Origin of the sequence: Luteibacter sp. ME-Dv--P-043b, from assembly GCF_030209605.1 — a bacterium.
GTDB lineage: Bacteria > Pseudomonadota > Gammaproteobacteria > Xanthomonadales > Rhodanobacteraceae > Luteibacter.
The window spans coordinates 1-14000 of the sequence record NZ_JARVRT010000014.1 but is presented as its reverse complement, the minus strand read 5'-3'; the positions used below and the strand labels follow the sequence as shown (position 1 = coordinate 14000).

The window sequence follows — 14000 nt, the reverse complement described above, 5'->3', positions numbered from 1 at the left end:
TCAGGCTGGCGCGGCGTCCAGTCACTGTCCGCCTCAGCCGCGAACCCGCGGATTGAGCGAATACGTACCGGTGATGACCGCTTCGTCCACCACGTGGCCTTTCATCACGTCACGCAGTTCGGCCAGGTTGAAGCCGGTTTCCAGCGGGAGCGTGTCCACGTCCAGGGCGTACACGTGGAAGTGGTAGTGGTGGGCGATGCTGTCGTTCCAGGGCGGGCACGGGCCGTCGTAGCCATGGTAATGACCTTCCATGTCGCGGTCGCCCTTGAACCAGCCCGTGTAGTCGTTGATGCCCTGGACCGACCCGGGCGGTCCCACCGGTTCTTTCTTGCCACGCGGCACGATGCCTTCGCCGCAGGCACCTTCGCCCAGTTCACGGCACTCCACGGGGATATTGGCCATCAGCCAGTGGACGAACTCCACGCGCGGCAGGTCGCGGCGCACTTCGCGGCCTTCGACGTTGACGTCGTCGGGCTTGGAGGGCACGTCGGTGTCGATCACGGCGATGACGAAGGATCGGGCCGTGTTCGGCACCTCCGTCCACGCCAGGTGCGGCGTCACGTTACCCGCCGGCTTCACCGGCTCGCCGAGGTCCATGAACGCGTAGGTGGCCGGGATCGGCTTGCCGTGCTCGATGCTGTCGCTCTTCAGTCGCATGGGCTACTCCTGTTGTATCGCAGCACTTCATCACGGGGCGTGTGTAGTCCTTGCAGTGAAACCAGGGACTCAGCCGGCGATGGCGTTGAAGCGGGCCGCAATGTAGTCGTCGGTAAAGCTGGTCATGCTGAAATCGCGGATGAAACCGCAGTGCCCGCCGTGGTTGGCGATATCCAGCTCGATGTTGGGCGGCAGGCGGAGCTGGTGGAACGCGGCGATGGGAATGACCGGGTCGTCGCGTGAGGTGAGGATGGTGGCCGGGACGTGCAGGTCCATCAGGCGATCGCCCGCGACCGAGTAGCCGTCGAGGTAGGCCTCGAGTGAATCGAAATCGGTATGCCGGAGCACCAGCGAGCTGGTGAGGTCGCGCATGTTCTGCTTCAGCTCGTTCAGCTCGAAATACGTCTGCTGCGGGAAAGCCTGCTGCTTCAGGCGCAGCGAGCGGCGCCACTTGTGCATGAAGTAGGCGTTGTAGAACCACGGCGCTTCGCTTTCCAGCGAAAACAGGCCCTCGCTGGGATCGATGATCGGGCACACGGCCAGCGCGTAGTCGAACGACACGCCCTGGGTGGGCGCGAGGATGCCCGCACGCAACGCGAAATTGCCACCCAGCGAGAACCCGGCCACGCCGACCACGCGCGAGGGAAACATGCGGGTGATCTGCCCGAGCGCCGTCACCACCTCGTCGATGCGACAGGAATGGAACAGTGCCTCGTTCAGGCCGTGGCTGTCGCCGTGGTCGCGAAAGTTGAGGCGAAACACGTCCCAGCCTTCCTCGATCAACCGGCTGCCGGTCTGCAGCACGTAGGTGGAATCGACGCTGCCCTCCCAGCCGTGGAAGAGGATGGCCAGCCCGCGGGATGCCCCGCCGGTGGTCTGCGCCGTATAGCGGCCGCTGAGTCGATCGCCCTGGCCCACGTCCACCAGCACTTCGACCGACCCTTCCTGCACCTTGTGCGCGCGCCGGGGCAACAGGCGTCGACGGATGCCGCTGGAGGAAAGCATGGTCTGCACATGGCCGCTGCGCAGCGGCCATGGCGGATTCAGGTCGATGCCCTTGGGCAGGCTCATGCCGGGGTATCGGTATCCAGGGCCAGGGCGATGCGCTCGCGCGAGGCCTCCGCCATGCGGCGGCGCCCATCGTCCGACACCGGCACGGGCTGGAGGAAATGCACTTCGACGTCGAGCGGACGCTCTCCCAGCAGGCGCAGGAAATTGCCCATGAAGCTCTCGTCTTCGCGGAAGCCCGCATCCACGATGCGGCGACCGTGGCGCGCGAAGCGCAGGGCCACGGGCTGTACCGGTACCGCGGCATCCAGCGCCGCCTGGAAGATGCGGGCATGGAACACCCGCAGCACGCCGTTGTGGCCGGTGCCGCCTTCCGGGAATACGGCCACGGCACGCCCCTCGCGCAGGCGCTCGACCATCACCGCCATGACCGACGCCAGGGAGTGGTTGCTGCCGCGGCGATGGAAGATGGTGCCGCCGCGGGCGGCCATCCAGCCCACCAGTGGCCAGCCGGCGATCTCGGCCTTGGCCACGAAGCAGGCCGCGCGCTGCGAATGCAGCAGCACGATGTCCAGCCACGAGGTGTGGTTGGCCACGAACAGCACCGGGTCCGGCAAGGGCGTGCCGATGCGCACGCTGCGGAAGCCGAAGATCCGCAGCAGCAGGGTGGACCACAGGCGGATGGCGCGGTGGCCGAAAGGCTCCTTGCCGTCCTTCATGACGCCACCGGCCCAGCTCAGGATGGCCGTGCAGATGAAGATGCCGAACAGGATGTGGAGCAATAGCAGCGGCACACGCCACACATAGCGCAGCGGGCGCAGGGGATCGCGCGGGGTCGGGTTGGCGTCGGTGGATTCCATCAAGCACACAAGATTAACGACCGGCGGACCCTGCCGCTAGGGGAATTTCTCAATCTCGTTGTGCCGCGTGGGCTTGGGCATGGTCAAGCGCGGGCGTTCCCGAGCGGCAGGGCCGTCGAAGCCTTGACCGTCCGCAACACGAAGCTGGTGTTCACGTCGGCCACTCCGGCCGCGTTGAGCAGCCGGTCGAGAAGAAATTGCGAGAAGCCGTCCAGATCGGCGACATAGACCTGCAGCAGGTAGTCCATGTCCCCGGTGAGCGCATAGCAGGAAACGACTTCTTCCCAGGTGGCGACCGACTCGGTAAAGGCGTCGATGGCGGCCGACTCGTGCCGCGACAGCTGCACCCGGACGAAGGCCTGCAGGCCCAGCCCGATCGCGCGGGGCTCCAGCCGCGCGCCGTAGCCACCGATCACCCCGTCCGCCTCCAGCTTCTGCACACGGCGCAGGCAGGCCGAGGGCGACAGGTTGACCTCGGTGGCCAGCTCCGCGTTGGTGATCCGGCCGTTGGCCTGCAGCGCGCCCAGGATGCGTAGATCGGTCCGGTCGAAGGTAGCCTGCACGTTTATAGCCTTATTCAATGTATTGGCGCACGTATATTGCACCTTTGCACACGCATGGCGCAACGAGACAACCCTATTGCGCGCATCGGGCGCTAATCTGTTGCTCTCACCACCGAAATACCACGCCAGGAGTTGCGCCATGGAGAATCCACGCCGCGTCGAGCACCAGCAGACAGACCGCGGTTACGTTCCGGTGTACGCCACCGGCACCGTGGAGCAGCCGTGGGCCAGCTATTCGAAGACGGACCACGACGTGTGGGACACCCTGTACAGCCGGCAGCGGGCCCTGCTGCCGGCCTATGCCTGCCAGGAATTCCTCGATGGCGTGGAACGCTTCGGCCTGGGCGACGGCGGCATTCCGCGCTTCGACGACCTGAACCGCGTGCTGGGCGCGGCCACGGGCTGGGAAGTGGTCGCCGTGGAAGGCCTGCTGCCGGACGAGGTGTTCTTCGACCACCTGGCTCACCGCCGGTTTCCCGTGAGCTGGTGGATCCGCCGTCCGGACCAGCTGGATTACCTGTCCGAGCCCGATCTGTTCCACGACCTGTTCGGGCACGTGCCCCTGCTGCTCAATCCCGTGTTCGCCGACTACATGCAGGCCTACGGCAAGGGCGGCATGAAGGCCCATGCCATCGGGCCGGAGGCCTTGATGAACCTCACGCGCCTCTACTGGTACACGGTGGAGTTCGGCCTGATCCGCACGGACGCCGGCCTGCGCATCTACGGGGCGGGCATCGTCAGTTCCAAGAGCGAGTCGATCTATTCCATCGACTCGACCGCCCCCAACCGCATCGGCTTCGACCTGGCCCGGGTGATGAACACCCGCTACCGGATCGACTCGCACCAGCAGACCTACTTCGTGATCGACGACTTTGCCCAGCTGTTCGAGGCCACCGCGGCCGATTTCACCCCGGTCTACGCGCGGCTGGCCCAGGGCCAGGCCGTGGCGGCCGCCGAGGTGCTGCCGACGGACACCGTGTTCCATCGCGGCAGCCGCGAAGGCTTCGTTTCCGGAGGAGATAACTGAGCCTCAACGGCGGCCTAACGAACGTCCGCTTACGATGGGCCCACGTTCAGTCAACAGGGTGGGTTCAGTCGTGGTCGTCTTCGATATTCCGTTCGAGTCCGTGGGTCCGGGCCTCTGGGTGCTCCAGAAGAATGCGAATGAATATGCCGAGTTCTGCTCGCGCGACGATGCGCTCGAATGCGCACTGGCCGAGGCGCGCCGCATCGAGGCCGCCAATGCGCTGTCGGACATCGTGCTGAACATCGAGGGCAACGACGGGGTATGGCGGGCATTCGATACGTCCATCCGGCCCTACAGCCGCATGCAGGCCGCCTGACGCCGCGCCGCCCCATCCACGCCCCGTGTGTGGGTGTGTAGGAGCCCACGATGTGGGCGATCCCAAACCCGGAAACCTTCGTGAAAAGGCCAGCCGCAACGCTGGCCTTTTTCGTTGCCCACATCCCGTTACGGCGTGGATGGCAACGGTGTAGGAGCCCACGATGTGGGCGAACCCTCACGACGGCGGGTGTGAATGAGGCCATGCATCGAAAGCGGAGCATGGCTTCGATGGGTTCACGGAAACGCCGACGGTGATGGGCGGGTGGATTCTTTCGCGATAGGGGGCGCTGAGGGTTCGCGGACATCGTCCGCTCCTACATTCGCGACCTTTGGCGCTGAGGGTTCGCGGACATCGTCCGCTCCTACATGGCGATAGGTGGGGTGAGGGTTTGCGGATAGGGTCCGGGGGCGCGGGGGCGCGGAAATCGGGGATCGCAAAAAATAAAACCCCGGCAGCCAGGGGAGGAGCTGCCGGGGTCGCGTCGGGTCCAGGCTATCAGGGGAAATAGCGGGACCCGGGACAGAAGGCTATCTAAACGGCCTTTTGCCAACGGGTCGCCTCTCGGCGATCGAATACTTAGATAAGGCCGTTGCCGTGAAGTTCCCGTATCACGGGGGGGTCGTGTTTGGGCTCTGTTTAACTTCGGCGGCCGTGGCGTGGTCGGCCAGCCACGGGCGGACCTGGGCGACCCACAGCGCATAGCCTTTCGGGTTCATGTGCAGGCCGTCGCCGATGAACAGATCGGGCTTGGGCTGGCCCTGCGCGTCGATCATGGCGGGTGCCACGTCGAGGAAGGCGACATTCTTCTGTGCCATGGCCCAGGCGCTGATCAGCTTGTTGGCCATGTTGATGGAGGGCAGCAGGGCCACACGTGCCAGGGAGGGCTTGATCGAGATGAAGGCGATGGGCACATCGGGCTGGCCCTGGCGGACCTTGGTCACGAAGGCGGCGAAATCGTCGCGCACCTGTTCGGGGGTGTCGCCGTTCTGCAGGTCGTTGTCGCCGGCGTAGACCACGATGGCGGCCGGCTTGTAGGGCGCCACGATGCGATCGGCGAACGCCGTGGCGTCGTCCATGTCCGAGCCGCCGAAGCCGCGATTGATCACCCGGTAATTCGGAAAGTCGCTGGCCAGGCTTTTCCAGAAGCGGATGGACGAGCTACCGATGAACAGCACCGCGTGCGCGGGTGGCGGGCTGGCGCGGTCGCTGGCCTCGAAGGCCTGGATGTCGCTTTCCCACTGGCTGTGGTCGGGAGCCTTGGCGTGGACGCCGAAGGACAGGACGAGGAAGGTGAGGAGGATCGTCAGGCGTTTCATCCAGAGGAACGTAACCGCTCACGCGCCCGGGGGCAAACCCGGACGATCCACCGCGGTGACCTTGAGCACGGCCTCCACATGCTGGCCGTTCCAGCGATAGATGAAGTGCTCGGCCTGCAGGCAGGGCGCCACCAGGTCCGGATAAAACACCGCCACGCACTCGCCGCCGGGATGCCGCGCGCTGTCGTAGACGATGCCGTTGGAACCCTCCTCGCGCAGGCGGCGGGCGAGCGCGACACTGGCCATGTAGGAATCCGGATCGTGCTCCGCGGGCCAGCCGCCACGGATATCGTGCAGGCGGCCGGCGATGGACGTGGCGTAGCAGCGCACCTGGACATCCGTCGGTGGCTCTCGCGTGGCGGCGAGGAAGGCCTCCCGGTGGTAGACGGTTTCCTCGATGGCGGTGGCCACGGTGTGCGCCGCGTAGAACACGCCCCAGTGGCCGTCCGAGAACCGGCTGCCCTCCGGCGGGATATGGGCGAAGGCGGCCATGATCGGCGTGGTGCCCGGCCCCGCGACCCGACGTCCGGGCGGCAGCAGGCTCAGCGCGCCCATCTCCTCGCGCAGGCGGGGATTGGTCAGCGATTCGATCGCCATCACCGCGTCGATGTCCTTCGCGTCGGCGATGCGGTCGAACAGGCCCACCGGGGGAAACCGGCTGGGAACGATGCGGTAGGCGTGGGCCCAGCGTATCCGCCGTGACGGCGGCAGCGGGCTCATCCGTTCCAGCCGCGCTGGGCGTCCAGGTACTGGCGGACGACATAGAGATCGGCGACGTTGCCCGAGAGCATGCGATCCAGCGCCGAGCGGCCACCGAACAACGGTGCCGCGTTGGCTTTGCGGACCCAGGCGTCGGCCTGGCCGGGCTCGGGGAACAGGATCTGCAGGTCTTTCCAGATGCCCAGCAGGTAGCTGATGCGCTCGATCACGTCACGCCCCGGCGCGCCGTCCTGCATCTTCTTCCACTTGAAGTAGGTGGACTCCGGCGGATCGCCCAGCAGCGTGCGCTGCTCGGCGCCGCGGAGTTTCCAGCGCTCGGCCAGGGCGAAGAAGGCCCGCAGTGCCGGGCCGCCGAGGTCGGCGACGGGTGTCGGACGGGCATGAATCGCAGGCTGCATCGACGACTCCACTGGTGGATACATGATTCATGTTACTTCATGTGTGGATATCGTGGTAGCACGTCGACCGCTGGACCTCGCCCGGACTATTCCGTCAATGCTTGCGCTGCGCGGCGATCCATTCGTCGACGTGCTGCTCCAGTACCGGCAGGGGTACCGAGCCCAGCGACAGCACCGTGTCGTGGAACGCCCGCAGGTCGAAGCTTTCACCCAGCGCCTTCTCCGCCTTCTCGCGCAGGGCGCGGATTTTCAGGTAGCCCAGGTCGTAGGACAGCGCCTGACCCGGCCAGCTGATGTACCGGTCCACCTCGTTGGCGATCTCACGCTGGCTCAGCGCGGTGTTGCTGCTGAGGTAATCGATCGCCTGCTGCCGGCTCCAGCCGAGGTGGTGGATGCCCGTATCCACCACCAGGCGACAGGCGCGCCACATCTGGTAGGTAAGGAAGCCGAAGTGCTCGTAGGGCGTGTGGTAAATACCCATCTCTTCGCCGAGGTATTCCGAATACAACGCCCAGCCTTCGCCGTAGGCCGAGATATAGCCGTCACGCCGGAAGTCGGGCAGCCCCTGCTGCTCGGCCGACAGCGCCAGCTGCAACGCGTGGCCCGGCATCGACTCGTGCAGGGTCAGTGCCGGCATGTTGAACAGCGGACGCGACGGCAGGTCGTAGGTGTTGACCAGGTACGTATCCGGGCCACCGCGGCCGGACGTGTAATAGGGCGCGATGTCCGCCGGCACCGGCTCGATCGCGAAACGCTGCCGGGGCAACAGGCCGAAGTACTTGCCCAGTTTCGCGTCCACCTGCTTGGCGACCCACGCCGTGCGCATCAGCAGCTCGTCGGGCGTCTTGGCGTAGAACTGCGGATCGCTGCGCAGGAAGGCCAGGAACGCCGGGAAGTCGCCCTTGAATCCGGTCTGCTGCATCGTCTGCACCATCTCCTTGTGCAGCCGATCCACCTCGCGCAGGCCGATGGCATGGATGGCATCCGGGGTGAGGTCCAGCGTGGTGTACTCGAGAATCTGCTGCCGGTAATAGGCCTTGCCGTCCGGCAGCGACTCCGCCGCCAGGGTGGCCCGCGCGCCGGGCACGTACTCGGTACGGAAGAACGTGAGCAGCCGGCCATAGGCAGGGATCACGTCGCCGGCGATGACCTGGCGGGCTTCCGCGCGCAGCGCCTCGGCGTCGGCCGCCGGAAGCGTCTTCGGCAACGCGGCGAACGGCCGGTACAGGGCGCTGTCCTCCGGCTTCTTCAGGTCGGCGACGGCGGCGATCGATACGTCGCGCCCGTCGAGCACGGCCCGCGGCACCGTGAAACCACGCGCCAGGCCCAGGCGCATGTTGGCGATCTCCTGGTCCATGTACGCCGGGATCTGGCGCAGGCGGTCGATGTACTTGCGGTAGTCGTCGCGTGTGCGCAGGTCGTCGCCGTGCATCACATACCCGATGTCCGACCAGAACGCTGAGTCGCTGTTGAACGGCATCTGCCACTGCTGGAACCGCTGCGCGGCGGCCAGGTTGGCGACCTGGGCCTGGTAGACCTCGTAGTCCACCCGCACCGTGCCACTCAGCGAGGCCGGATCGATCCGCTTCAGCTGCGCCAGCACGTCGTTCCAGTAAGCGAGACGCTTCGCCTGACTGGCGGCGTCCACCGTGTCCAGCCGACCCTCGCCGGGCTGTGCTTCACCGGAGGTGAGGATCCCGGCCTGGCCGTTGCGCCAGGCCCACTCCTTCGTATAGATCGCCTTGAACGCCGCGTCGGCGGGCGTGGTCACCGGCGCGGCGGCGTGGGCGGTGCCGGCAACGAGGCCGGCGAAGGCGATGGCGCGGATCCAGGGGGACATGCGGGCTCCGAAGGGGGCGGTCAAACCCCGATCATCGCATCCCGTCGCGTGACGCGGCGCTATTCCAGGCCGGCGTAGTGGGTGTGCATGGTGACCAGGTAGGCGGTGATGTCGCGGCCCGGCTGGTCGACGAACACCTCGCCCGATTCGCGGCAGCTGGCGATGCGGTCGGGACGAAAGTTGCGGAACGCATCGCGGTGGCGACACCAGGTGCCCAGCGTCCATGCACCGCCCCAGAACGACAGGCACAGCGGCAATACCTCGCGGGTGCTGCTGCGGCCTTGCGCATCGGTGTAGTCCAGGCACAGCACACGGTGCGCCAGCACGGCCTCGTGCAGGCGGTCGAGCATGGCCGCCACCTCGTTCTGGAACGTGTCGCGCCAGATGGGCGCGAAGATGCGCGACTGCGCGGCGCGCTCGCGCAGGTCGGGGGGCAGCACCGCCTCGATCTTGATCAGGGCGGCCTGCGCCTCGCGCGCCAGCCGCTCGCCGGCGAACGCTCGGACGAACCGCGTGCCCGCCACCAGCGCTTCCAGCTCGCCCGCGGTGAACATCAGCGGCGGGATGTCCGCGCCCTTGCGCAAGACGTAACCGACACCGGCCTCGCCCTCGATCGGCACACCGGAAGCCTGCAGGTCGGCCACATCGCGGTAGACCGTGCGTAGCGATACCTCGAGCGTGATCGCCAGCTGCCGCGCGGGCAGCGCCGTGCGCCGCCCGCGCAGGGCGTTGATGATGAGGAACAGGCGGTCGGCACGGCGCATGGGCGCATCATCGCTGTCTCGTCAGGCGACCGCCAGCGCCTGGGCCTTGGCCAGCGCCGCGTCCTGGGCATGAGCCCGCACCACCGCCGGCCGTGCCATCACCCGATCCACGTAGGCTGTGAACACGTCACGCCGGGGTACCAGACCGAAACCCATCGTCCACGACAGCGAGCTGGCCCAGAGCAGGTCGGCCGCGGTGAAGCGTTCGCCGAACATCCACGGACCCGTCGCCAGCTGCGCCTCCAGAAGATCCATCACGCTATCGAAATCGCCATAGGCCGACTGCATGGCCGGCATCGGCTCGTGTTTTGCCCAGCGGTCCATCACGGCCGGCTCGAAGCATGAGCCGTAGAAGGCCAGCCAGCGCAGGTAGGGGCCACGCAGTGCATCGTCCAGCGAGGGCGCCAGCTTCGCCTCGGGGAAAAGATCGGCCAGGTAGATGAAGATCGCCGGCCGCTCGGTAACCAGCTCACCGCGGTGCTCGATCGCGGGCACCTTGCCCATCGGATTGACCTTCAGGTACGCCGGCTGGCGCTGCTCGCCCGCGGCCAGGCTCATCACGTGCAGGTCGTACTGCGCGCCCAGTTCTTCCAGCAGCATGAGGACACTGCCGGAGCGGCTCTGCGGGGCATGGTGGAAGACGATGCGGTTCGGGTTCATGCGGTAGTTCTTCCTTGGTTGTGCTGCGGTGAGGGACGAGTCTGCGCCAGGGCTGCTGACAGCGTTCTGTCAGCAGCCCTCTGGCGCCGTTCACGCCACATCCGGACAATGCGGGTTTTCGCGCCCGAGCCCGTCCGATGACGAAACCGATTTCGCTGATCCAGTTCCTGATCGAAGAAAAGCGCGAGGGGCATATCAATGCCCAGCTCAGCCTGCTGATCGAAGTGGTCGCCCGCGCCTGCAAGCGCATCTCGGTGGCCACCGGCAAGGGCGCCCTGGGCGGTGTGCTTGGTAACGCCGGCTCGGACAACGTGCAGGGCGAGGCCCAGAAGAAACTGGACGTGATCTCCAACGAGATCCTGCTCGAAGCCAATGCCTGGGGCGGCCACCTCGCCGCCTGCGCCTCGGAGGAAATGGAAGACCCGCAGCCCATTCCCGATGCCTACCCCAAGGGCAACCACCTGCTGTTGTTCGACCCGCTGGACGGCTCGTCCAACATCGACGTGAACGTGTCGGTCGGCACGATCTTCTCGGTACTGCGCTGCCCGGATGGCGTGACCGAGCCGAAAACCGCCGATTTCCTCCAGCCCGGTACGGAACAGGTGGCCGCGGGTTACGTGGTCTACGGCCCGTGCACCCTGCTGGTGCTGACCTTCGGTCACGGCGTGCACGAGTTCACGCTGGACCGTGAGCACGGCAGCTTCGTGCTGACCCGCCGCGCCATCACCATCCCCGCCGAAACGGCGGAGTTCGCCATCAACATGTCCAACCAGCGCCACTGGGAAGCGCCGATGCAGCGTTACATCGGCGAGTTGCTGGCCGGTGCCGATGGCCCGCGCGGGCGAGACTTCAACATGCGCTGGGTGGCCTCGATGGTGGCCGACGTGCACCGGATCATCACGCGTGGCGGCGTCTTCATCTACCCGCTGGACGCCAAGATCACCGGCAAGGGCGGCACCGGCAAGCTGCGCCTGATGTACGAGGCCAATCCCATGGCCTTCATCGTCGAACAGGCGGGCGGTGCCGCCACCACCGGCCGCGAACGGATCATGGCGTTGCAGCCCACGGCCCTGCACCAGCGCGTGCCGGTGTTCCTGGGCTCGAAGAACGAGATCGACGTGGCCACCCGCTACCACCTGGATGCGGACCACACGCGCGACTGATCGTCCCCGGGCGCCTGTCGCGCCCGGGTTACGCCATCCCTTCGTCACCCGGGCGCCCTGCCCGCGCCCGATGATCCGCCTGCCCCTTTCCTGGTCGCCGACATGACGTTCCACCGCGCTCGCACCCTGCTTCCGCTCCTGCTTGCCACCCTGCTCAGCGGCTGTTTCGGCGGGAGCAAGCCCGACCAGCGGGCCGATACCGCCGTACCCGTACTGGCCGCCAAACCACGTATCGGCCTGGCGCTCGGCGGCGGCGCGGCCAAGGGCTTTGCGCATATCGGCGTCATCAAGATGCTGGAAGCCAGCGGCATCCACGCGGATGTGGTGTCCGGCACCAGCGCCGGCAGCGTCGTCGGCGTGTTGTATGCCTCGGGCATGGATGCCTTCCAGCTGCAGGAACAGGCCTTCGCGCTGGACGAAAGCAACATCCGCGACGTCCGCTTGTTTTCCGGCGGCCTGGTGCAGGGGCAGAAGCTGCAGGACTACGTCAACGCGCTGGTGAAGAACACGCCCATCGAGAAACTGCACACGCCGTTCGCGGCCGTGGCCACGCAGCTGGAGAACGGCGACCGCGCCATCTTCATCCGTGGCAACGCCGGCCAGGCGGTGCGCGCGTCCAGCAGCATCCCCGGCGTGTTCGAGCCGGTGGACATCGGTGGCCGGCACTTCGTCGACGGCGGCGTGGTCAGCCCCGTGCCGGTGGATGCGGCACGCCAGTTGGGCGCCGATATCGTCATCGCCGTGGATATCTCCGCGCGTCCCGACGGCAGCAACCCCGGCAGCATGATGGGCGTGGTCGGGCAATCCATCACCATCATGGGCCGCCGCCTGGCGGAGCAGGAACTGGGCCGCGCCGACATCGTCATCCGCCCCAAGGTCGGCCAGATCGGCCCGACCGACTTCGACCAGAAGAACGTCGCCATCCTCGAGGGCGAACGCGCGGCGCTGGCCGCCATTCCGGCGATCCGGGCGAAGATCGCGCAGAAGACCGCCGCCATGGGCAAGCCGCCGGTGCCCGCGCACTGATCGGCGCTTTTAGGACGACTCCCATGGGCAGTTCGTAACTGCCGCGCTAGCGTGAGCGGGCGGGCCGGCCTGCGGCCCGCTTTGCCCGATGCCATGGAGGCTGTATGTATTCCACGCCGTTCCGCACGTTGCATGTCGCGAGCGCCCTGTGTGCGCTCGCCCTCGTACCCGCCGCATTCGCCCAGGACTACGACCCTTCTTCCACCTACACGGAGAACTGCGTCGTCACGTTCAAGGGCGATGTCTTCCGCGCGAAGTGGTGGGTCGAGCCCGGCCATTCGCCCGCCCACGTCGACCAGGTCGCCCACCCGTGGGATACACCCTGGGAGCGCACGGCCAGGGACACGCCCACCGGTTGCCCGGGAACGAACCCACCCGGCCATCCAGGCGATCCGGGCAACCCTGTCGACCCACCCTCGCCGCCACCCGGCAAGCCTCGCGAGGTCCTGCTCAGCCAGTTGCTGGCCGACGAGGCCCGCCTGACAACCGACCCGCTGATGACCGCCGTGCGCGCCTCCATCCGCACGTTGGACAATGCCTCCGTGGAAGCGGTGCAACCGGGTCGCGCGAGCAACCCGGCCAACGTGAGACGCGTGGAATCGATCGTGGACGCGGCGCGCTTCGCCTACCTGTTCCCGCTGCGCGCACCGGAGTATTCCTACCGCGGGCTGCTCCAGGCCGTGGCCAAGTTTCCGGCCGTATGCGCCGACTACGACGACGGCCGGGATGCGGAAGCGATCTGCCGGAAGACACTGGCCACGATGTTCGCGCACTTCGCCCAGGAAACCGGCGCGCATGAATCGTGGCGGCCGGAGGAAGAATACCGCCAGGCGCTGGCCTACGTGCGCGAGATGGGCTGGACCGAGGGCGCGCGTGGCGGCTACAACGGCGAGTGCGCCAGCCAGGGGTGGATCGCCGATACCTGGCCCTGCGGCACCTACGCCGATGGCGCCTTCAAGAGCTACTTCGGCCGCGGGGCCAAGCAGCTGTCGTACAACTACAACTACGGTCCGTTTTCCGAAGCCATGTACGGTGACGTACGAACCCTGCTGGATGCGCCCGAGCGCGTGGCCGATACCTGGCTGAACCTCGCCAGCGCCACGTTCTTCTTCACCTACCCGCAGCCGCCCAAGCCGTCCATGCTGCACGTCATCGACGGCACCTGGCAGCCCAACGCCGCCGACCGCGCGGCCGGATTGGTGCCGGGCTTCGGCGTCACCACGCAGATCATCAACGGCGGCGTGGAGTGCGGCGGCCAGGACGAGCACCTGCAGTCACGCAATCGCATCACCTATTACCGCGCCTTTGCCGCCACGCTCGGTGTGCCGGTGGGAGCCGATGAAGTTCTCGGTTGCAAGGGCATGAAGCAATTCGCCGAAGGCGGTGCCGGTGCGTTGCCGGTGTATTGGGAAAACAACTGGAGCGAGCAGCCGGGCTGCAAGCTCGTCGGCTACCAGACGGCGTTTTCCGCGCTGAAGCCGGGTGAGTATGTCGCCTGTGTGCGTAAGGCGTTCCCGGATGTGGAGATCGTGGACGATACACGGCACTGATCTTTCCGTAGGGGGCGCACCGTGCACTTGACTGGGTACGGTGCGCTTTTAGCTGGGAGCAAGAGCTTGTGCGCGTTGGAGCAAGAGCCGGCGGGTGCCACCCTCGGGGCCACGCCTGCGGCGACCCGT

The 14000-nt window shown here is 66.8% G+C and carries 15 protein-coding genes; 5 read left to right on the top strand and 10 right to left on the bottom strand.

Annotated features, from left to right (window positions below; translation table 11 throughout):
• Positions 1–33: 33 nt before the first annotated feature.
• The 4 genes from QRN34_RS08615 to QRN34_RS08600 all read right to left on the bottom strand — a co-directional run bounded on the left by QRN34_RS08615 (position 34) and on the right by QRN34_RS08600 (position 3094).
• The gene (locus tag QRN34_RS08615) at positions 34–657 is read right to left on the bottom strand and encodes a YbhB/YbcL family Raf kinase inhibitor-like protein (RefSeq protein WP_285403783.1); all 624 of its coding nucleotides are present in this window, start codon (positions 655–657) and stop codon (positions 34–36) included.
• Positions 658–726: 69 nt separating this feature from the next.
• Positions 727–1728 carry an alpha/beta fold hydrolase gene (locus QRN34_RS08610; protein ID WP_285403781.1) on the bottom strand — a complete coding sequence of 334 codons (1002 nt, stop codon included), beginning with the start codon at positions 1726–1728 and terminating at the stop codon, positions 727–729.
• Positions 1725–2525, bottom strand: coding sequence for a lysophospholipid acyltransferase family protein (locus tag QRN34_RS08605; RefSeq protein WP_285403779.1), 801 nt, complete (start codon positions 2523–2525; stop codon positions 1725–1727). The genes QRN34_RS08610 and QRN34_RS08605 overlap by 4 nt, the downstream gene beginning before the upstream one ends.
• An 83-nt stretch (positions 2526–2608) precedes the next feature.
• Complete coding sequence (locus QRN34_RS08600; RefSeq protein WP_285403975.1) at positions 2609–3094, bottom strand: Lrp/AsnC family transcriptional regulator; 486 nt, start codon at positions 3092–3094, stop codon at positions 2609–2611.
• Between the two features lie 133 nt (positions 3095–3227).
• On the opposite strand from QRN34_RS08600, the gene phhA reads away from it, so the two are divergent.
• Together phhA and QRN34_RS08590 are read left to right on the top strand one after the other, a co-directional pair.
• Entirely contained in the window at positions 3228–4115 is an 888-nt protein-coding gene (phhA, locus tag QRN34_RS08595) for a phenylalanine 4-monooxygenase (protein ID WP_285403776.1), read from the top strand.
• 70 nt (positions 4116–4185) lie between these two features.
• Positions 4186–4431 carry a hypothetical protein gene (locus tag QRN34_RS08590; RefSeq protein ID WP_036138582.1) on the top strand — a complete coding sequence of 82 codons (246 nt, stop codon included), beginning with the start codon at positions 4186–4188 and terminating at the stop codon, positions 4429–4431.
• Between the two features lie 611 nt (positions 4432–5042).
• Here the strand turns inward: QRN34_RS08590 and QRN34_RS08585 are convergent.
• The 6 genes from QRN34_RS08585 to QRN34_RS08560 all read right to left on the bottom strand — a co-directional run bounded on the left by QRN34_RS08585 (position 5043) and on the right by QRN34_RS08560 (position 10132).
• Complete coding sequence (locus tag QRN34_RS08585; RefSeq protein WP_285403773.1) at positions 5043–5750, bottom strand: SGNH/GDSL hydrolase family protein; 708 nt, start codon at positions 5748–5750, stop codon at positions 5043–5045.
• 18 nt (positions 5751–5768) lie between these two features.
• Entirely contained in the window at positions 5769–6470 is a 702-nt protein-coding gene (locus QRN34_RS08580) for an RES family NAD+ phosphorylase (RefSeq protein WP_285403770.1), read from the bottom strand.
• Entirely contained in the window at positions 6467–6868 is a 402-nt protein-coding gene (locus QRN34_RS08575) for an MbcA/ParS/Xre antitoxin family protein (protein WP_285403768.1), read from the bottom strand. The genes QRN34_RS08580 and QRN34_RS08575 overlap by 4 nt, the downstream gene beginning before the upstream one ends.
• A 94-nt stretch (positions 6869–6962) precedes the next feature.
• Positions 6963–8708, bottom strand: a complete 1746-nt coding sequence (locus QRN34_RS08570) for a DUF885 family protein (protein ID WP_285403766.1) — start codon at positions 8706–8708, stop codon at positions 6963–6965.
• 59 nt (positions 8709–8767) lie between these two features.
• Complete coding sequence (locus tag QRN34_RS08565; protein WP_285403764.1) at positions 8768–9472, bottom strand: YafY family protein; 705 nt, start codon at positions 9470–9472, stop codon at positions 8768–8770.
• A 21-nt stretch (positions 9473–9493) separates the two neighbouring features.
• On the bottom strand, positions 9494–10132 hold the full coding sequence (locus QRN34_RS08560) for a glutathione S-transferase family protein (RefSeq protein ID WP_036138593.1): 639 nt from the start codon (positions 10130–10132) through the stop codon (positions 9494–9496).
• A gap of 137 nt (positions 10133–10269) precedes the next feature.
• On the opposite strand from QRN34_RS08560, the gene QRN34_RS08555 reads away from it, so the two are divergent.
• The 3 genes from QRN34_RS08555 to QRN34_RS08545 all read left to right on the top strand — a co-directional run bounded on the left by QRN34_RS08555 (position 10270) and on the right by QRN34_RS08545 (position 13871).
• Positions 10270–11295 carry a class 1 fructose-bisphosphatase gene (locus QRN34_RS08555; RefSeq protein WP_285403761.1) on the top strand — a complete coding sequence of 342 codons (1026 nt, stop codon included), beginning with the start codon at positions 10270–10272 and terminating at the stop codon, positions 11293–11295.
• 102 nt (positions 11296–11397) lie between these two features.
• Complete coding sequence (locus QRN34_RS08550; protein ID WP_285403759.1) at positions 11398–12321, top strand: patatin-like phospholipase family protein; 924 nt, start codon at positions 11398–11400, stop codon at positions 12319–12321.
• 104 nt (positions 12322–12425) lie between these two features.
• Positions 12426–13871, top strand: a complete 1446-nt coding sequence (locus QRN34_RS08545; protein ID WP_285403757.1) for a glycoside hydrolase family 19 protein — start codon at positions 12426–12428, stop codon at positions 13869–13871.
• Positions 13872–14000 lie beyond the last annotated feature (129 nt).